14 protein-coding genes are annotated in these 19285 nt (G+C 68.4%); 9 read left to right on the forward strand and 5 right to left on the reverse strand.

Going from position 1 to position 19285, the window contains the following annotated elements:
• Positions 1 to 4: 4 nt before the first annotated feature.
• Positions 5 to 901 (forward strand): diacylglycerol kinase family protein, encoded by an 897-nt coding sequence (locus AB0I12_RS23090; protein ID WP_359933202.1) that lies wholly within the window; start codon positions 5 to 7, stop codon positions 899 to 901.
• Here AB0I12_RS23090 and pulA read toward each other — a convergent pair.
• From pulA to AB0I12_RS23115, 5 genes are all read right to left on the reverse strand, one after another.
• Positions 898 to 6549, reverse strand: a complete 5652-nt coding sequence (gene pulA, locus AB0I12_RS23095; RefSeq protein ID WP_359933204.1) for a pullulanase-type alpha-1,6-glucosidase — start codon at positions 6547 to 6549, stop codon at positions 898 to 900. The genes AB0I12_RS23090 and pulA overlap by 4 nt on opposite strands.
• 74 nt (positions 6550 to 6623) lie before the next feature.
• On the reverse strand, positions 6624 to 7346 hold the full coding sequence (locus tag AB0I12_RS23100; protein WP_359933206.1) for a Sir2 family NAD-dependent protein deacetylase: 723 nt from the start codon (positions 7344 to 7346) through the stop codon (positions 6624 to 6626).
• Complete coding sequence (locus AB0I12_RS23105; RefSeq protein ID WP_359933208.1) at positions 7333 to 7896, reverse strand: GNAT family protein; 564 nt, start codon at positions 7894 to 7896, stop codon at positions 7333 to 7335. Before AB0I12_RS23105 ends, AB0I12_RS23100 begins: the two co-directional genes overlap by 14 nt.
• A gap of 13 nt (positions 7897 to 7909) precedes the next feature.
• Positions 7910 to 8122: a sulfurtransferase TusA family protein gene (locus AB0I12_RS23110; RefSeq protein ID WP_355480309.1), complete on the reverse strand. Its 213-nt coding sequence runs from the start codon at positions 8120 to 8122 to the stop codon at positions 7910 to 7912.
• Complete coding sequence (locus AB0I12_RS23115; protein ID WP_359933210.1) at positions 8119 to 9234, reverse strand: aminotransferase class V-fold PLP-dependent enzyme; 1116 nt, start codon at positions 9232 to 9234, stop codon at positions 8119 to 8121. The genes AB0I12_RS23110 and AB0I12_RS23115 overlap by 4 nt, the downstream gene beginning before the upstream one ends.
• Positions 9235 to 9427: 193 nt before the next feature.
• On the opposite strand from AB0I12_RS23115, the gene coxB reads away from it, so the two are divergent.
• The 8 genes from coxB (at position 9428) to AB0I12_RS23155 (ending at position 18955) form a co-directional block, all read left to right on the forward strand.
• Positions 9428 to 10213 (forward strand): cytochrome c oxidase subunit II, encoded by a 786-nt coding sequence (gene coxB, locus AB0I12_RS23120; RefSeq protein WP_359933212.1) that lies wholly within the window; start codon positions 9428 to 9430, stop codon positions 10211 to 10213.
• Positions 10210 to 11988: a cytochrome c oxidase subunit I gene (ctaD, locus tag AB0I12_RS23125; protein ID WP_359933214.1), complete on the forward strand. Its 1779-nt coding sequence runs from the start codon at positions 10210 to 10212 to the stop codon at positions 11986 to 11988. Before coxB ends, ctaD begins: the two co-directional genes overlap by 4 nt.
• Positions 11985 to 12380, forward strand: coding sequence for a cytochrome c oxidase subunit 4 (locus AB0I12_RS23130; RefSeq protein WP_359933216.1), 396 nt, complete (start codon positions 11985 to 11987; stop codon positions 12378 to 12380). The genes ctaD and AB0I12_RS23130 overlap by 4 nt, the downstream gene beginning before the upstream one ends.
• A 199-nt stretch (positions 12381 to 12579) precedes the next feature.
• Entirely contained in the window at positions 12580 to 13818 is a 1239-nt protein-coding gene (locus AB0I12_RS23135; RefSeq protein ID WP_359933218.1) for an Ig-like domain-containing protein, read from the forward strand.
• Between the two features lie 122 nt (positions 13819 to 13940).
• Positions 13941 to 16604: a LuxR C-terminal-related transcriptional regulator gene (locus AB0I12_RS23140; RefSeq protein WP_359933220.1), complete on the forward strand. Its 2664-nt coding sequence runs from the start codon at positions 13941 to 13943 to the stop codon at positions 16602 to 16604.
• Positions 16605 to 16691: 87 nt separating this feature from the next.
• Positions 16692 to 16994, forward strand: coding sequence for a hypothetical protein (locus tag AB0I12_RS23145; protein WP_359933222.1), 303 nt, complete (start codon positions 16692 to 16694; stop codon positions 16992 to 16994).
• Complete coding sequence (locus AB0I12_RS23150; RefSeq protein WP_359933224.1) at positions 16957 to 17664, forward strand: DUF4386 domain-containing protein; 708 nt, start codon at positions 16957 to 16959, stop codon at positions 17662 to 17664. Before AB0I12_RS23145 ends, AB0I12_RS23150 begins: the two co-directional genes overlap by 38 nt.
• Positions 17665 to 17725: 61 nt before the next feature.
• Positions 17726 to 18955 (forward strand): MFS transporter, encoded by a 1230-nt coding sequence (locus tag AB0I12_RS23155; protein ID WP_359933226.1) that lies wholly within the window; start codon positions 17726 to 17728, stop codon positions 18953 to 18955.
• Positions 18956 to 19285: the final 330 nt, after the last annotated feature.

Raw genomic sequence — 19285 nt, forward strand, 5'->3', positions numbered from 1 at the left:
TCAGGTGAGTTCTGCCAAGCGGGCAGCCGTGATCGTGAACCCGGTGAAGGTCGACGGCGACAAGTTCCGCCGGATCGTCGAGACGGCCCTGTCCGAACGGGGCCTCGACGAGCCGTTGTGGCTGGAGACGACCGAGGACGACGCCGGCGTCACCATGGCCCGGCGCGCGATCGACGAGCAGGTCGACCTGGTGCTGGTCGCCGGCGGCGACGGCACGGTCCGGGTGGTGTGCGCCGAACTGGCCCGCACCGCGATCCCGGTCGCCGTCCTGCCCGGCGGCACCGGGAACCTGCTCGCCCGCAACCTCGGCATCTCGCTCGACCTCGACGTCGCGCTGACCGAGCTCCTGGACGGCTCCGAGCGGCGGATCGACAGCGTGCTGGTCGAAGGGGACCAGCTGACCACCGACCGGTTCGTCGTGATGGCCGGGCTCGGACTGGACGCCGCGATCATCGAGGACGCGCCCGACGACCTGAAGAAACGGGTGGGCTGGGCGGCGTACGTCGTGTCGACGCTGAAGAACCTGAACCATCCGTCGGTCCGGGTCACGATCACCGTCGACGACCAGCCGCCGGTCCGCCGGCGGGCGCGCACCGTGGTGATCGGCAACGTCGGCACGCTCCAGGCGAACATCCCGCTGCTGCCGGACGCCGTACCCGACGACGGCACGATCGACGTGGTCGTCCTCGCGCCGCGCCGGATCACGCACTGGCCGCGGCTCGCGCTCGGCCTGGTCGTGAAGTCCTGGCGCGAGCGTCACGTCGAGCGCTTCACCGGCTGGCGCATCCAGCTGCGCGCCGACCGGGTGGTACGCCGTCAGCTCGACGGCGACGCGATCGACGAGGGCACGTCGCTGACCGCTGAGGTCGACCCGGCGGCCCTCGTCGTCCGCGTGCCCTAACGCTGCACCAGTACGGCGACCGTCCGGGCCGGGACGGTCGCTGTGCCCGTCGCGGACGACCACGTGGTTTGTTTGACGACCGGGTCGGAGCCGGCTGCTTGGACGGGGGACAGGGACAGGTTGGCGCCGGTCAGGCCCGGGACCTGCTGGGTGACCGCGGCGTTGGTGGAGTTGAAGACGACCACGACGCCCTTCAGCGACGGGTCGACGTCAGCCCCCACCGTGTCGTCGATGCGCATGGTGATGACACCGGGCGTCGTACCGCTCAGCGGGAAGCTCAGCTTCTGGTTGATCAGCGCGGCCGAACCGAGCCGGAACAGCGGCGTCGAGAACCGGAGCTTCAGCAGGTCGGCTGCCGCGGCCGAGGCCGTGGCCACGTCGGTCGCTGACGGCTTCAGCGCGGGGTTGGCCAGCAGCGGCTTCATGTAGGGCCACTTGGCCTCGTTGTCGGGCTTCGGCGGCAGCCCGTGGCCGAAGCCGTTGTCGGCGCCGGTCCAGTCGAGCGTGTTGAACCAGTCGCCGGAGTCGTACGAGTTGCGGTCCAGCGACTTGCTGCGCAGCATGTCCGCGCCGGCGTGCCAGAACGACGGCGTCTGCGCCAGTGCGGTCGTGGCCAGCGACAACGTGTTCATCCGGATCCGGTCCGGCATCGGCAGGTCGGTCGGCAGCTTGTACGTCAGCGTGTCCCACAGCGTCTCGTTGTCGTGCGCGTCGACGTACGTGATCACCTCGTCCGGCTGGTCGGCGTACCCGGCCGGCTGGCCGTTGTAGTCGACCTGGTCACCGCGGACGGCCTGTCCGGACTCCGCCGACGTGAAGCTGAACGACCGGAGGTTGGCGGCCAGCCCGAGCTGGACCAGGTCGGTGTCGTGAGCGAGCCGCTTGGCGCGCTCGGCCGGCGTACCGTTCACCGGGTCGCCGTTGGGGTCGCTCGCCTCGCCGGAGCCGAAGCCCTGGATCCGCGGGTTGTCGTCGAAGGGGCCGCCGCCGCGGACCGCGTCGCGCAGCCGGTCGGAGAACGTGCCGATCCCGGTGCCGCCGAGGTTACCCTGCCGGGCCTGGACGAACAGCGCGTCGTCCGCGACCTCGCCGAAGTTCCAGCCCTCGCCGTACAGGTAGATCGACTTGCCGTCCACGCCGTCCTTGGCGAGCGTCAGCTTGTCCAGGGCGGCCCGGACCTTCAGCATGTTCGCCTTGGAGTGGTGACCCATCAGGTCGTACCGGAAGCCGTCCACGTGGTAGTTGCGCGCCCAGCTCACCGTGCCGTCGACCATGATCTTCTCGGCCATCGCGTGCTCGGTCGCGATGTTGCTGCAGCAGGTCGAGGTCTCCACCTTCCCGGTCGCGTTCAGCCGCTGGTAGTACCCGGGCACGATGCGGTCCAGCACCGACGTCGGGGCCTGGCCGGCGGCCGGGGTGTGGTTGAAGACCTGGTCGAGTACGACGCGCAGACCGGACTTGTGCAGCCCGCCGACCATCGTGCGGAACTCGGAGACCCGGGTCAGGCCGTCCTTCTGGGTGGCGTACGAGCCTTCCGGCGCCAGCCAGTGGAACGGGTCGTAGCCCCAGTTGAAGCCGTCCTTGGCAGCCACTGCCGTCACGCAGGCCTGCTGCTGGTCGGAGTCGGGCGGTAGTGCTTTCAGATCACACGCGGGTGTCTGCTGGCCGGTCTCGGGGATCGAGGCGATGTCGAAGGTCGGCAGGAGGTGCACGGTGTTCAGCCCTGCTGCCTTGAGGGTGCGCAGGTGCTTGGTGCCGTCGCCTTCGTCGGCGAAGGCCAGGTAGGTGCCTCTGTGCGCTGCCGGCACTGTGCTGTCGTTGATGGAGAAGTCGCGGACGTGCAGCTCATAGATGGTGGAGTCGACACCGCGGGCGAGCTTCGGCGACGGGGTGGACGTCCAGAGCGCCGGCTTGCCTGCCGGGTCGTTGAGGTTGACTGCGACGGAGTACGTCGAGTCGGTGGTCAGCGCGGCCGAGTACGGGTCTGTGACGACGTTCGTCTCCACCTTGCCGGTGCTGGGTGCGTACACCGTCACCTGATAGCGGTACGGCGCGTTCTTCCACGACGGCCGCCCGACGACGGACCAGGCGCCGTCGTCGCTGCGCCGCATGCGGATCGCCGAAGACCCGATCAGCAGCTTCACGTCCTGAGCCGTCGGGGCCCACAGCGTGAAGGCCGGTGCGGCGCCTTGCCACGTGACGCCGTACGAGCGGCCGGTCGCTCCGCCGTAGACGTCGTCGAGGACGCCGGGGATCTGGACGCCGGTCGCGTCGAGGAGGCGGCCGGTGTCGTCGTACTGCGCGAGGCCCAGCTGGCCGGTGAGGATCTTCTGGACGTCGGCCTGGTCGAGGCGCAGCGTCGTGTAGCCGGGCTTCACCTCGGCGGTGTCGTAGCGCAGGGCGGCCGACGAGCCGCCGATGTCGTTCGCGTCGATCTTCAGCGAGCCGGTGTCCGACCAGTGCAGCCGCCACCGGTACCGCTCCGGGTGCGCGACCGCGGGTACGGCGAGGGTGTCGCGGTCGATCCAGTACGCCTTCGCCTGGCTGAGGTCCGGCTGTGCACCGGGCTTGGCCGTCGTCACCGTGAACTGGTGGGTCGCGAGCACGTACGAGAACGTGACGACCAGACCGTCACTCGGCACCGAGACCGGCACGTTGTTCGCCGGGTAGCTCTCGTCCCAGGACAGGTTGTGCGCGACCTTCGCCTCATAGGTGCCCGCCTTCAGCTCGCTGGTGGACCAGGTGTAGGTCCCGTCGCCGTCCTCGTCGGTCAACCAGGGTCGCATGCAGGACGGGTCCCAGTCGGCCGGGCAGCCCAGCTCGGTCTGGAACGACCCGGGTGCCGTGATGATCGGCCCCTGCGCAGTGGACGTGACGAAGTGGCGGCCGTGCTCGTAGTAGAAGCTGACGGGCCCGGTCGGTGCGGTGTACGAGATGTTCGCACCGTTCTTGACGCCACCGGCGCCGTAGTTCTCGTCCCAGGTCTTGTTGATGGCCGCCTTGTACGCGTGCTCACCGGCCGGGAGCGTGTAGGTGCCCTTCCAGACCTTGTCCTTCGGGTCCAGCGTCAGCTGGGCCTGGTCGCAGTCCGGCGACCAGTCGGCAGGACAGCCCATCTCGCTGTTGTGGTCACCTGGCACAGACACGTTCGCCGGCTGGACGACGGGACCAGTGCCGCCACCGCCGCCCCCAGGTGCGGCCGCGTCACCCACCACGCCGTACGAGCCGGAGACGGAGTAGTTGCCCGAGACGTCCCGCAGGACAGCGCGGTACTCGAGCAGCGTCCCCTTCGGCAGCCCGGACACGTCCTGGAAGACGCGGTACGGCGCGTTGTCGTCCGCGCCGAGCCGCTGCCACGCCGTCGTACCCACGGGCCGGTACCCGAATGTCACAGTCGCCGGGGTGTTCGCGGGAACCGCCGCAGCGATCTCAGCGCGCCCACCGACCGTCGCACCGAGCTCGGGCGAGCTCATGTAGACGCTGGGAGCCTTGGTACGCGCCGGGAGTTTGTTCTGGGCCTGGTACACCGTCACGGACAGCGGGGCCTGGCTGACGACGACCCTGCCCTCACGGTCGGTCTTCACCGCCTTGGAGCCGCCGTAGACGGGCTTCAGCGAGGTGTTCGAGCCGTACGTCGGCACCGTCGCCGAGGCGGCCGTCGTTGAGTTGTTCGCGACGACCAGGTACTCGACGTTGTCGCTGCCGAGGCGGCTGAACGCGTACAGCCCGTTGAACTTGGACGAGTACCGATGCACCTGCCGCCCGTCGGACAGTGCCGGGTACGTGGCGCGCAGCTTCGCCAGCCCGGCGATGTGCTTGTACATCGGGGCGTTGACGTCGTACCGGTCCTTGCTGCCGATCGTCGTCGTACCGCTGCCGTCGACGACCTCGTCGTCCGCGTAGTCGGAGGTCCGGGTCGCGAACATGTCCTGCCGTGCGTCCTTGTCACCGCCGGGGCCGGTGAAGCCCTGCTCGTCCCCGTAGTACACGACCGGCTGGCCGCGCGTCAGGTACATGAGCGAGTGCGCCAGCTCGTCTCGTGCCAGCAACTCGGCGCCGGACGCGCCGCCCTGCTTCAAGAACGTGCCCACGCGGCCCATGTCGTGGTTGCCGAGGAACGTCGGCAGCTCGTACGCGTTGGAGTCCGTGTCGGTGTAGTAGTCGTCGTCGGCGTAGAAGTCCTGCAGCTTGGTGCTCGGGTCGCCCTTCGCGTACGCGACCGCGTTCTGCTGGAACCCGAAGTCCAGCGTGGCCTGCAGCGCGCCCTTGGTCGTGTAGGTCGACATGAACTGCGGGTTGGCGTCGAAGACCTCGCCGAACATGAAGAAGTCCTTCGACCCGGCCGACTGCGCGGCGGCCAGGATCTGCGGCGAGAACTTCTGCCAGAACTCGATGTTCACGTGCTTGACGGTGTCGATCCGGAACCCGTCGATGCCGAACTCGGCCCACGTCTTGTAGACGTCGATCATCCCGTCGCGGACCCGCGGCTGCTCGGTGAACAGGTCGTCCAGCCCGACGAAGTCGCCGTACTCCGCGCTCTCGCCGGCGAACGTCGAGTCGCCGCGGTTGTGGTACAGGGTCGGGTCGTTCAGCCAGGCCGGCACCTTCACGGACGCGTCGGCCGGCGTCCTGAAGACCGGGACGTTCGGGAAGCTGGTGGCGGGGTCGAGCTGCGGGAAGGTGTCGCCGCCGGCGTACTGCTTGTCGTCGAAGGCGTTGCCCTGCGCATCCTTGTACGGCGAGGTGGACTTCGGGATGTAGCCGTACTGGCCGGACTGGTACGCGATCACGTCCGCGGTGTGGTTGGTGATGATGTCGAAGAAGACCTTCATGCCCTTGCGGTGCGCGAGGTCGATCAGCCGCTTCATGTCCGCGTTCGTGCCCAGGTGCGGATCGATCTGGGTGAAGTCGGTGATCCAGTAGCCGTGGTACCCGGCGCTGACGTCGGCGCCGGAGCCCTGCACCGGGCGGTTCTTGAACGACGGGGTCAGCCAGATCGACGTCGTCCCCAGGGACTTGATGTAGTCGAGCTTCTGGATCACACCGGTCAGGTCGCCGCCGTGGTAGAAGCCCTTGTCCGTCGGGTCCAGCCCGGTCGTCAGCCGGTCGCCGGTGAGCCCGCCGTTGTCGTTGGACTTGTCGCCGTTGGCGAACCGGTCCGCCATCAGGAAGTAGAACCGCTCCTTGGTGAGGTCCGGCCGCAGGCTCGGCGTCGCGAGTGCCCGGTCCGCGGCTGTCACGGCCGGTCCGGCGAGACTCACCGGCTTCACCGTGACGACGTGGCTCGTGTCGTCGTAGCTGAACTCCAGCTTGGCCGGACCCTCGATCCGTAGCGGGATGTTCTGGCCGTTGAGGACACCGCCGGCGCCGTAGTTCTCGTCCCAGCTCTTGTTGACCGTGACTTTGAACTCGTACGAGCCCGCCGGTACGTCGAACACCTTCGTGTACGGCGCACTCGCGCCCAGACTGGTCGCGTCACAGCCCGGATCCCAGTCGGCCGCGCACCCGAGCTCACTCTGCAGCGAGCCCGCCACGGTGATCACCCGGTCCGCAGCCACTTGTGCCGGAGCCGGTGCAGCCGTACCCAGTCCGAGTACGACGACCGCGGCCGCCGTGAAACCTGCCGTCCAACGCCTGAACCCGCGCATCACGGTCCCCTCCCCGCCAACTGATCTGCCGGGGACGCTAGCCGCCGCTCTTTACCGTGAGGAGGGCTCGAAGATCACGGTAAGGTCACGAGGTCCGGCAGCGTGGTCTCGATCGGTGTGCGCAGCACTGTCGTCGCGTGCTCGTCGTACGGCGTTGGCTGGGCGTTCAGGATCACCAGCGGCTTCCCGGCGTTCAGTGCGAGGTCACACAGGCCGGCGGCCGGGTAGACCTGCAGCGACGTGCCGATGGCCAGGAACAGGTCTGCTGCCTCGGCGGCCGCGACGGCTCGGTCCAGGACGACCCTGTCGAGTGACTGGCCGAACGAGACCGTCGCGGACTTCAAGATGCCGCCACAGACCTGACACGCCGGATCCTCGTCGCCTGACTCGAGCCGGGGGAGTAGGTCGGCCATCGGGATCCGCCGGTCGCACTGAAGACAGTCGACGTACCAGACCGTGCCGTGCAGCTCGTGGACCAGCTCCGGCGACGAGCCGGCCTTCTGGTGCAGCCCGTCGACGTTCTGCGTGATCAGGCCGGTCAGGCGGCCCTGCCGCTCCAGCTCGACCAGAGCGAGGTGGCCCGGGTTCGGCTGCACGGTCCAGGCCGGCACCGAGAGCCGGTGTTTCCAGGTCGCCACGCGGACCTCGCGACTGGCGGCGTACTCGTCGATGTCGAACATCGCCTCCGCCGCCGGGTCCTTAGTCCACACCCCCTGCGGTCCCCGAAAGTCCGGGATCCCCGACGCCGTCGAGATCCCGGCCCCGGTCAGCACAGCGATGCGGTCAGCTCGGATCACCCTCCGAAGGTACCCAGTCCTGGGCCAGGACGGACATCACGACCTCGTCGACCCACTCGCCGTCCCAGAGCAGGGCGTCCCGGAGTACGCCCTCAGTGGTGAAGCCGGCCTTCTCGTAGGCGCGCTGGGCGCGCGGGTTGAAGGCGTAGACGCCGAGACTGATCCGGTGCAGCCTCAACTGCTCGATGCCGTAGCCGACGATCAGCCGGGTCGCCTCGGTCCCGAGGCCGCGGCCCTGGCCGGACGGCCCGATCAGGATCCGGAAGTTGCAGCTCTGGTTGTCAGGGTCCCACTCGTTGAGCACGGCCTCGCCCACGACGACCCCTGCGGCCTTGTCGACGATGGCGAGGTCCAGCCGATCGGTCTGGTCCTGGCGGGTGCGGTACCACTCACGGGCCTTCTCCTCGCCGATCTCGCCGTGGCTGCCCGTCAGACGGACGACGTCCGGGTCCGCCATCGCGACGGCGAGTGCTTCGTAGTCACCCTCGTCCACAGGTCGTAGGACGACCAGGTCCCCGGTCAGCGTCGGCTTGTGCGCGAAGTCGGTCACGCGGCGCAGTGTGTCAGCTGACCCGCCGGACGACGTACTGGTTTTCCCCGGCAGACACCAGCTCCTGGGACCGCATCCGGCACCAGGCCGGGATGTCGGTCGCCGCGGCCGGGTCGTCGGCCAGCACGGTGACCGTGTCGCCGACGGCAACGGTCGGTAGCGTCTTGGCCAGTTTGATCACCGGGAGTGGGCAGAGCAGGCCGGTGCAGTCCAGGTCCACGTTCACATCCCCACCTCCGCCCGGATCCGCCGCACGATCGCCGGCAGGACCGCACAGAACCGTTGGACGTCGTCGTAGCTGGTGTCGCGCCCGAGAGAGACCCGGACGTTGCCGTGGGTGAGGACGCCCATCGCCGCGAGTACGTGAGAGGGCCGGAGCGTGCTCGACGTACAGGCCGAACCGCTGGAGACGGCGAACCCCTCGGCATCCAGTGCGGTCACCAGGGCCTCGCCGTCCACGTAGAGACAGGAGAACGTGAGGATGTGCGGCAGGCGGTCTGCCGGGTCACCCACGACCTCCACGTCGGGGATGTCGGCCGCGACACGACGCCGTACCTCGTCGATCCAGGCCCTGTGCTGCTTGTCGAGCTCTTCGGCCTCGGCCAGCCGGGCCTGGAGCGCAGCGGCGGCGGCCAGCGCGTTGGGTACGTTCGGGAACCCGGGGGAGAGGCCGTCCTCCCGCTCGTCCAGCGGCCACGCCGGCGCGATCCGCGTGCCCTTCTTCACAGCGAGCAACCCCACACCGGCCGGTCCGCCCCACTTGTGCGCACTGGCGGCCAGCGCCGACCACCCGTCCGGCAGCGCGTCGTGCCCCACCGACGCCGAGGCGTCCACGAACAGCGGCACGCTGCCACAGTCCTGCGCGATCGCGGCGATCGGCTGCCTGGTACCCACCTCGTGGTTGGCGGACTGGACCGCGGCCACCGCCACGCCGGGCCGCCGTACCGCGTCCTTGAACGCCTCCTGATCCACCCGGCCCTGAACGTCCACCCCGACCTCGATGCCGTCGGCGCCGACACTGTGCAGGACCGCTGAATGTTCGACGGCCGTGTAGACAACCGTGGTCCCGACGCGGCGGCGGGCGGCCTGGAGAGCGGTCAGACCGGCCTGGATCGCCGCCGTGCCCGAGGTGGTCAGGTACAGCTCGTCCGGACGTACGCCGATCGCCTCGGCGAGCGCCGCCCGGGCGTTGTCCAGCAGCAATCTCGCGGTCCGGCCCTCGTGGTGCAGACGCACCGGATCGGCCCATCCGGAATCCACTGCCGAGAGCAACATCTCCCGTGCCGCGGGGTGCATCGGCTCGGCCGACGCGGCGTCCAGATACGTACGCTCGCTCACACGGGAAACGCTAAGCCCTACCTATGCGCAGGACGGCGAATGGTGTCCAGTAGTGTTTGGTCGTCAGTCTCACTTGGGAAGGGAAAGGCGCCCCGTGGGTTCGAACGGCACGCCCGGAGTGGAGGAGCGACCGGCAGGTTTTGCCGGCGCCACACGGCCGGCGAAGCGTCGCCTGCTGGTCGGCAGTGCAGTGGTGCTGGGCACCCTGCTGCTGACCGGTTGCTCGACGGCGACCACTGAGCAGTGGAAACGACTCGGCCTGCCCGAGGGCGCATCGGACCGGACCGAGGCCATCCGCAGCCTCTGGATCGGGGCCTGGATCGCCGCCCTGATCGTCGGCGTGATGGTCTGGGGCCTGATCCTGTGGGTCGTTGTGCGGTACCGCAAGCGCAACGACGACGCACCCCGGCAGGTGCGCTACAACCTGCCGCTCGAGGTGCTCTACACCCTGGCGCCGTTCGCGATCATCGGCGTGCTCTTCTTCTACACCGTCGAGCACGGCAACCAGGTCACGAAGATGAGCGCCGACGCGCAGCACACCGTGAACGTGGTGGGCCAGCAGTGGCAGTGGACCTTCAACTACAAGGACACCGTCGACGGGCAGGAGGGCGTCTGGGAGACCGGCACGCTGGACAAGCCCGCGACGCTGTGGCTCCCGGTGAACGAGTCGGTGCACTTCGACCTGACCTCGCCGGACGTCATCCACTCCTTCTGGGTCCCGTCGTTCTACTTCAAGCTCGACGTCATCCCGGGCAAGACGAACAAGTTCGAGCTGACCCCGACCAAGACCGGTACCTTCGCCGGCAAGTGCGCTGAGCTCTGCGGCCTCTACCACAGCCGGATGATCTTCAGCGTCAAGGTGGTCAACCGCGACGAGTACGACGCACACCTGCGCGAGCTGGCCGCCAAGGGCCAGACCGGCGCCGCAACCGGTGGCGGCGACGCCACCACCATTCCCGGCACAGGGGGCGAGAAGTGACGGACTTCGCCGAGCGCACCGGCGCCATCGGCAGCACCACCACGCTGCCCCGGCGGCGCACCAAGGGCGAGCTGCTGGTCAAGTACCTGACCACCACCGACCACAAGCTGATCGGGCACATGTACCTGGTCACGTCCTTCGCGTTCTTCCTGATCGGCGGCGTGATGGCGCTGCTGATCCGGGCGGAGCTGGCCAAGCCGGGTCTGCAGATCGTGAACGAAGAGGTCTACAACCAGCTCTTCACCATGCACGGCACGATCATGCTGCTGCTGTTCGCGACCCCGCTGTTCGTCGGCTTCGCGAACGAGATCATGCCGATCCAGATCGGCGCCCCGGACGTCGCGTTCCCACGGCTGAACATGTTCAGCTATTGGCTGTTCCTGTTCGGCGGCCTGATCACGATCAGCGGCTTCTTCACCCCCGGCGGCGCGGCCGACTTCGGCTGGTTCGCCTACGCCCCGCTGTCGAACGCGGTCCGATCGCCGGGGATCGGCGGTGACCTGTGGATCATGGGCCTGTGGATGGCCGGTCTGGGCACGATCCTCGGTGCGGTCAACTTCATCACCACGATCATCACCATGCGTGCGCCCGGTATGACGATGTTCCGGATGCCGATCTTCACCTGGAACATCCTGGTCACCTCGATCCTCGTGCTGATCGCGTTCCCGATCCTGGCGGCGGCGCTGCTGGTGCTGGAGGCGGACCGAACACTCGGGGCACACGTCTTCGACGCGGCCAATGGTGGGCCAATACTCTGGCAACACCTGTTCTGGTTCTTCGGGCATCCAGAGGTGTACATCATCGCCCTGCCGTTCTTCGGCATCGTGACCGAGATCCTGCCGGTCTTCAGCCGCAAGCCGGTCTTCGGCTACATCGGCCTGGTCAGCGCGACCCTCGGTATCGCGGTCCTCTCGGTGGCGGTGTGGGCGCACCACATGTTCGTCACCGGCGCAGTGAACCTGCCGTTCTTCTCGTTCATGACGTTCCTGATCGCGGTACCCACCGGGGTGAAGTTCTTCAACTGGATCGGCACGATCTGGGGCGGCTCGGTGTCCTTCGACACGCCGATGCTCTGGTCGATCGGCTTCCTGACCACCTTCCTCTTCGGCGGTCTGACCGGCGTCATCCTGGCCTCGCCGGCGCTGGACTACCAGCTGTCCGACTCGTACTTCGTGGTCGCGCACTTCCACTACGTCGTCTTCGGCACCGTGGTGTTCGCGATGTTCGCCGGGTTCTACTTCTGGTGGCCGAAGTTCACCGGGCGGATGCTCGACGAGCGGCTGGGCAAGCTGCACTTCTGGCTGCTGTTCATCGGCTTCCACACCACGTTCCTGGTGCAGCACTGGCTCGGCGTCGAGGGCATGCCGCGGCGCTACGCGTCGTACGGCGCCAACGAGGGCTTCACCACGCTGAACGAGGTGTCCAGCGTCGGAGCCTTCATCCTGGGCGCGTCGATGCTGCCGTTCTTCTACAACATCTACAAGTCCCGCAAGACGCCGCCGGTCGGCGTCGACGACCCATGGGGCTGGGGCCGCTCGCTGGAATGGGCAACCAGCTCCCCGCCGCCGCGGCACAACTTCGTCAAGCTGCCCCGGATCCGCTCGGAGTCCCCGGCGTTCGACCTCCACCACGCCGACCTGGCGCTGGCGGAGTACCCGGACAACCGGGCCGGCAAGGACAACCTGCTGGACGCCGGTGAGGACCAGGGCCGCGTCGAGCACCTGATCGAGCAGGCCGACGGGACCGACGGGACCGAGGGGAAGGACAAGGCGTGAAGGTCGAAGCCTGGGTCTTCGGGATCCTGAGTGTGTTCGTGCTCGTCGTCACGCCGATCTACTGGCTGATGTCGGAGGACCCGACCGGCACCACCGCGCTGGTGATGACGTTCTTCCTGTCGCTGCTGGTGGCGTTCTACCTGAGCGTCACCGCACGCCGGATGGACGCCCGGCCGGAGGACCGCAAGGAAGCGGAGATCGTCGAAGGGGCCGGCGAGCTCGGCTTCTTCCCGCCGTACTCCTGGTGGCCGCTGTGGTGCGCGCTGACGCTGTCGGTGGTCGTCCTCGGCATCGTCTTCGGCTGGTGGCTGTTCATCGCCGGCTGCGGTATCGGCATCGTGACGCTGAGCGGGTTCATCTTCGAGTACTACCGCGGTGACCACGCTCACTAGTTGAGAGTCGTACGAAAAACGCCGTCCGGGAACGAACCGGACGGCGTTTTCGTGCGTCTTGAGTAGTGCCGCCGGGTACAGAGAGTTGTGGTCCGTACCAGTGAGGCGGACTGCGGATGCAGGGAAATGTCGCCGCGGCAGGTTACCCTTACCGCGGTTTGACTAAACAGGGGAGAGCTGGGGAATGGTAAGCGGTTCGGTGAGGAAGCACGGCCTTGCCGTGGCGGGTATCTGCGTCCTGCTGCTGGCCGGGACGGCCTGTAGCGACACCAAGGCCGACGGCGGCGGTGGGCAGTCGACGCCCGGCGCGTCGACGTCGCAGAGCAACACGCCAGGCGCCTCGAGCACCCCGGATGCCTCGAGCACCCCGTCGGAGTCCGCCGCGGCCAGCATCGCCGTGGTGCCCGCCAAGGGCGCGACGTCGGTGCAGCCCGACAAGCCGGTGACGGTGACCACCACGGCCGGCAAGCTGACCGCGATCACGCTGAAGGACGACGACGGCGACAAGGTCACGGGCAGCTTCAACACCGACAAGACCCAGTGGACGTCGCAGCCGCAGCTCAAGCCCGGCGCGTCGTACACGGTGAGCGGCTCGGCCGAGGGCACCGACGGCGCCACCGTGCCGATCAGCTCGACCTTCAAGACGCTGAAGGCGTCGAAGAGCCTGAAGGCCTCGGTCGTCCCGCTGAACGGTGAGACCGTCGGCGTCGCGCTGCCGATCCAGATCTTCTGGAACAACCCGGTCAAGGACCGCGCCGCGGTCGAGAAGCGCCTGTCGGTGAAGACGTCGGTCCCGGTCGACGGCAGCTGGCACTGGGTGAACAGCAACCAGGTCAACTACCGCCCGAAGAACTACTGGCCGGCCGGCACCAAGGTGACGGTGAACATCGACACCCAGGGCGTCAACGCCGGCAACAACACCTGGGGCACCTCCGGCCGGACGATCGCGTTCAGCATCGGCAAGTCGGTGGTCAGCAACGTCAACGTCAAGACCCACACGATGACGGTGAGGATCAACGGCAAGCTCGCCCGCACCATCCCGATCACCGCCGGCAAGGACGGCTTCACCACCCGCAGCGGCGTGAAGGTGATCATGGAGAAGTTCACGGTGAAGCGCATGGACGCCGCCACCGTCGGCCTCAAGCCCGGCGACCCCGAGTACTACAACATCCCCGACGTGAAGTGGGCCCAGCGCGTCACCAGCTCCGGCGAGTTCATCCACGGCGCACCGTGGTCGTCCGGCAGCCAGGGCAGCGCCAACGTCAGCCACGGCTGCGTCGGCATGAGCCTGAAGGACGCCCAGTGGTTCTTCAACCAGACCCTCCGCGGCGACCCGGTCATCGTCACCGGCACCACCCGCCACATGGAGCCCGGCAACGGCTGGACCGACTGGAACACCACCTGGGCGGCGTACAAGGCAGGCTCCGCCCTCTCCTGACCCTCTGAGCCAACAGCCTCCCCACCCGCATGCCCGCGGCCGGGAGGCTGTTGTGTTTCCACCAGCTCTGATGGCGCGTGTCCTACTCTCGTGGACATAGCGTCAACACCCCCGGGGTTGCGATGACCGACGCGCTCGTCGAGACCAAGTTCTTCCCGCCCGCGCCACGGGCCGGCCTCGTCGCGCGGGCACGGCTGGACGAGGGCCTGGCTCGGGGCGGTCGCCTGGTTCTGGTTTCGGCGCCGGCAGGATTCGGCAAGACCACCCTGCTGGGACGGTGGATCGACAACCACGCCGCCTCGGCGGGAGCGACAGTCGCGTGGGTCGCCCTCGACGAGGGCGACCGCGAGGCCTCGTCGTTCTGGACGTACGTCGTCACCGCCCTGGACCGTGCCGTTCCAGGCGTGGCTGCCAGCGCCCTCCCGCTGCTTCAGGCTGGGCAGACGCCGATCGAGGCAGTGCTGACCGTGGTTCTGAACGAGCTGAGCGTTCGACCGGACGAGGTCATCCTGATCCTGGACGACTACCACCTCGTCGACAGTCCCGGCCTCCGGCCGGCGATGACCTTCCTCCTCGATCATCTGCCTCCGCAACTCCGGCTGATCATCAGCACCCGGGCAGACCCCGGCCTGCCGCTGGCACGCCTGCGCGCCCGCGGCGAGCTCCTGGAGATCCGCGCCGCCGACCTTCGCTTCACCCTCGCTGAGGCGGTCAGTTACCTCAACGACGTGAACGACCTGCGTCTGACCGCCGAGGACATCGCGTCACTCGAGGAGCGCACCGAGGGGTGGGTCGCGGCCCTGCAACTCGTGGTGCTGTCGCTTCGCAGTCGCGGCGACGCCGCCGACTTCATTGCCGGCTTCGCCGGCGACGATCGCTTCGTCGTCGACTACCTCGTGGAAGAGGTTCTGGACCGCCAGCCCGACGCGGTACGACGGTTTCTGTTGGCGACGTGCATTCTCGACCGTCTCACCGGACCGCTCTGCGATGCAGTGACCGGCGAACACGACGGCAAGGCGATGCTGGAGCGGCTCGACCGCGCGAATCTCTTCCTGGTCCCGCTCGACGACCAGCGCCGCTGGTATCGGTATCACCACCTCTTCCGTGACGTCCTCCACGCCCATCTGATCGACGAGGGCATCGACGTCGCGGCGCTGCATCGACGCGCTGCCGACTGGTACGACGGTGCCGGCCGGCCGGAGCCGGCGGTCCGGCACGCACTCGCGGCCGGTGACGTTGCGCGGGCGGCCGACATGGTCGAGCGCGCCGTACCGGAGCTGCGCAAGAACCGCCAGGAGCACACCTTGCGCCGGTGGATCGACGAGCTTCCCGATGACGTGGTCGAGCGCCGGCCTGTGCTCGCGATGGGGTTCGTCGGTGCGCTGATGGCCGGCAACGAGTTCGGCGACGTCGAGCGCAGGTTGCGCCACATCGAGCAGTTGTCGAGCGGGCCCGAGGAGATCGTGGTCGTCGACGAGCTCGAACTCGCCAGGCTGCCTGGCGGCATCGAGCTGTACCGGGCCGCGCTGGCACTGATCGGAGGCGACCTCACCGGCACCTTGGCGCACGCCCGCTCGGCGGTCGACCGTGCGCCCGAGCACGACCACCTGACCAGGGCTTCGGCCGAGGCGCTGGCCGGAATCGCCTCCTGGACGGCGGGCGACCTCGAGGCCGCACACCGCAGCTACACCGCCGCTGCCGACGGGCTACACCGGGTCGGGTACGTCGCCGACGTCCTCGGATGCTCCATCACGCTCGCCGACCTCGAGATCACGCAGGGCAGGCTGCGCCAGGCGCAGCGGACCTATGAGCGCGCCATGGAGCTCGCGGCCGGCCACGACCCCGATCTGCGCGGCATCCGGGACATGTACGTCGGTCTCAGTCAGGTGGCGATGGAGCGCGGCGATCTGACCAGTGCCACCGAGCATCTGAGACGTGGAGATCAGTTCGGGGAGCAGTTCGGCCTGCCGCAGAACCCGTACCGGTGGCGGGTGGCGATGGCACAGGTCCGCGAGGCCGAGGGTGATCTCGACGTGGCGCTCGGGCTGCTCGCCGAGGCCGAACGGGTGTACGTCGGCGACTTCGCGCCGAAGGTGCGACCGATCCCAGCACTGCGCGCACGAATGCTGGCTGCGCACGGAGACGTGGCCGCCGCCCTGGAGTGGGCACGCGAGTACGGCGTATCCGCGCACGACCAGGCGTCGTACCTGAGCGAGTACGAGCACGTGACTCTGGTCCGGGTCCTGCTCGCGGAGGGATCGCGGCCGCGGGACGCCATCGGGCTGCTCGAGCGACTCATCGCCGCGGCCGAGGACGGCGGTCGGCAGGGCACGCTCATCGAACTCCTGGCGCTCATGGCGCTCGCCCAGCATGCGACCGGGGACGACAAGGAGGCGCGGGCGGTGCTGGAACGCGCGCTGACTCTGGCCGAGCCCGAAGGGTACGTGCGGGTCTTCTCCAGCCAAGGGCAGCCGATGGCCGAGTTACTCACTGCCTTGGCCCCGGGCATGTCGTACGTACAGCGACTCCTGGACGCCTGCCCGGGTACGGCGGGGGTACCCGCCCCTCGCGACCGGTTGATCGAGCCGCTGACCGAGCGTGAGCTGGATGTCCTGCGGATGCTCGCCGGCGATCTCGACGGGCCGTCGATCGCCCGCCGGCTCGTCGTATCGCTCAACACGGTGCGGACCCACACCAAGAACATCTACGCGAAGCTCGGCGTCAACAACCGCCGTGCCGCGGTCCGCCGGGCGCACCAGCTCAACCTGCTGTCCCAGCGCCGCTGAAGATCATCACCGAGTTCACCAGATGATGTGAGGACCTCTCACCACATCGGCTCCTAGTTTGCGGGTATCGAACAAGAGGAGCATCCCGTGAACAGCACGCCGCAGTGGTACGAGATCCGCCTCCGGGGGCGCCTCGATCCGCGGTGGTCGGCCTGGTTCGACGGGCTCGCCCTCACTGCCACCGCTGACGGCACCACCACCATCAGGGGCCCCGTCGTGGACCAGGCCGCCCTGCACGGGCTGCTGCAACGACTCCGCGACCTCGGCCTCCCCCTCCTCTCGGTCGCCCAGGTGGAGCCCGATCCGCACGCCAACCGCGAAGATCCGCACGACCCGAAGACCGGAGACAGCCATGACCACCACCGCACGACCCACCACAGCGACCAGTGACCCGACCCGCAATCACGCCCGCGCAGCAGGCATCTTCTACCTGCTCACGTTCGCGGCGTCCCTGCCCGCCTTCGCCGTCATCGGCTCGGCGGTCAACCCGGACCTCACCGTCGCCGCCGGGCACGACACCCAGCTCCTGACGGCCGGCTTCCTGGACTTCGTCACCGCCCTCGCCTGTATCGGTAGCGCCGTGGCCCTGTTCCCGGTCCTGAAGCGTCAGAACCAGGCCCTCGCCCTCGGCTTCGTCACGTCGCGGCTGCTCGAGGCCGCCATCATCATGACCGGCGTCGTCAGCCTGCTCGCGGTCGTCACCCTGAACCAGAACGGCACCGGCACGACGGGAACCAGCCAGGCGCTCGTGGCCGTCCGCGACTGGACGTTCCTGTTCGGTCCGGGGTTCATGGCCTCCATCAACGCCGTACTGCTCGGCACCCTGATGTACCAGTCGCGGCTGGTCCCGCGGATCATCCCCACCCTGGGACTGATCGGAGCGCCGCTGCTGTTCACCGCCAACATCGCGACCCTGTTCGGCCACCACGAGCAGACCTCGGCCATCACGATGCTCGCCACCGTCCCGATCGCCTGCTGGGAGCTCTCGGTCGGCGGCTGGATGGCCTTCAAGGGCTTCAAGCCGGCGCCGGTCACCGCCGGTCTCACCAAGGTCGACTGACGTGCCCGGTGCGGTCCACCGCCGATGGCGGTGGGCCGCATTCGCCTGGATGATCGCTGATGTGAGGGAACCGGACCGGGTCGGGTGGGGCTTCATCTCGCGCTATGCCCTGGCATCGATGGGTACGTCGCTGGTGTTCCTCGCTCCCTTGCTGGTCACCCTGGCGCTGAAGGTCAACTCGCTCGTCGGGATCGAGGAGGCTCCGAACAGCCTGGCACTCGTCGCCGGGACCGGATCCGTCGTGTCGATGATCGCGAACCCGTTCTTCGGCAAGCTGAGTGATCGCACGTCCTCACGACTCGGCATGCGCCGGCCGTGGATGGTCGCCGGCCTGGGCGGCGGGTGCGTCGGCATCCTGATCGTCGCGCTGGCACCCTCTGTCGCCGTCGTCCTGGTCGGATGGTGCCTCGCGCAACTCGCCCTGAACGCTCTGCTCGCCGCTCTGGTGGCCGTCCTGCCGGACCAGGTCCCGGTCACCCAACGCGGCTCGGTCGCGGGATTCCTCGGCATCGGTCTGCCCGTCGCGTCGGTGACCGCGACCTATCTGGTCCAGCTGTTCACCGGGAACCGGCTCCTGATGTTCCTGGCTCCGTGCGCGATCGGTGGGTTCTTCGTCCTGCTCTTCGCGGTCACTCTGACGGATCGCCGGCTCGACCCGGCGGACAAGCCGCCCTGGTCGGTCCGGGAACTGCTCAGTACCTTCTACTTCAACCCACGCACGAGCCCCGACTTCGCCTGGGCGTTCACCAGCCGGTTCCTGCTGGTGCTGGCCTACGCCTTCCTCGCCACCTACCAGGCCTACTACCTCCTGGACCAGATCGGCAGCCCGGAGGCCGACGTACCGCATCAGATCTTCCTGGGCACCCTCGCCCAGTCCGTCGTCCTGATCGCCGCATCCCTTGTCGGTGGCTACCTCTCGGACCGGACCGGCCGGCGAAAGGTCCTCGTCGTCACGGCGTCGATCCTGTACGGCGTCGCGATGCTCGTCATCGCCGTCTCCGACACGTTCACCGGCTACCTCACCGGCATGGCGATCAGCGGCCTCGGCTTCGGCCTGTACGTCGCAGTCGATCTCGCCCTCGTTGCCGACGTACTCCCCGACCGAGCCACCGCCGCAAAGGACCTGGGAGTCTTCAACATCGCGAGCGCCCTCCCGTTCTTCGTCGCCCCCGCCCTCGCGCCGGGAATCTTGGCCCTGGGCAACGGCAGCTACGCCGTCCTCTACACAGCCGCAGGATTGTCCGCCACGCTGGGAGCTGCCGCGATCCTCGGCGTGAAGCGGGTCAGATGACCCTAACCAGTCATCGAGTGCTGTCTCCGTGGTCTCGGCACAGCCAGCCGTGGCTGGCTGTGCGGGATCCGGGAGGAGCCAGACACTGGTGCGCCGTGTCAGCGGTGTCCGCGGCCGCAGCTTCTGTGTGGTGGGAGTGGTCAACGGACACCGCTGCGCGGCGACTGGTTTGTCGACCGGCCTTGCCGGCATGCGCGGAACCCGCACAGCATCTGATCTCGGTGTCGGCTGCAGTGGTGTCTCGCGGGCGCCGCCTGGCCCCGCCGACAAGGCAGGCTCCGTTTTCTCCTGGCCTTCGACCACACCGGCGTTCCGCGTGCATGCCCGCGC

Origin of the sequence: Kribbella sp. NPDC050459, from assembly GCF_040655315.1 — a bacterium.
In the GTDB taxonomy this organism is placed as follows: domain Bacteria; phylum Actinomycetota; class Actinomycetes; order Propionibacteriales; family Kribbellaceae; genus Kribbella.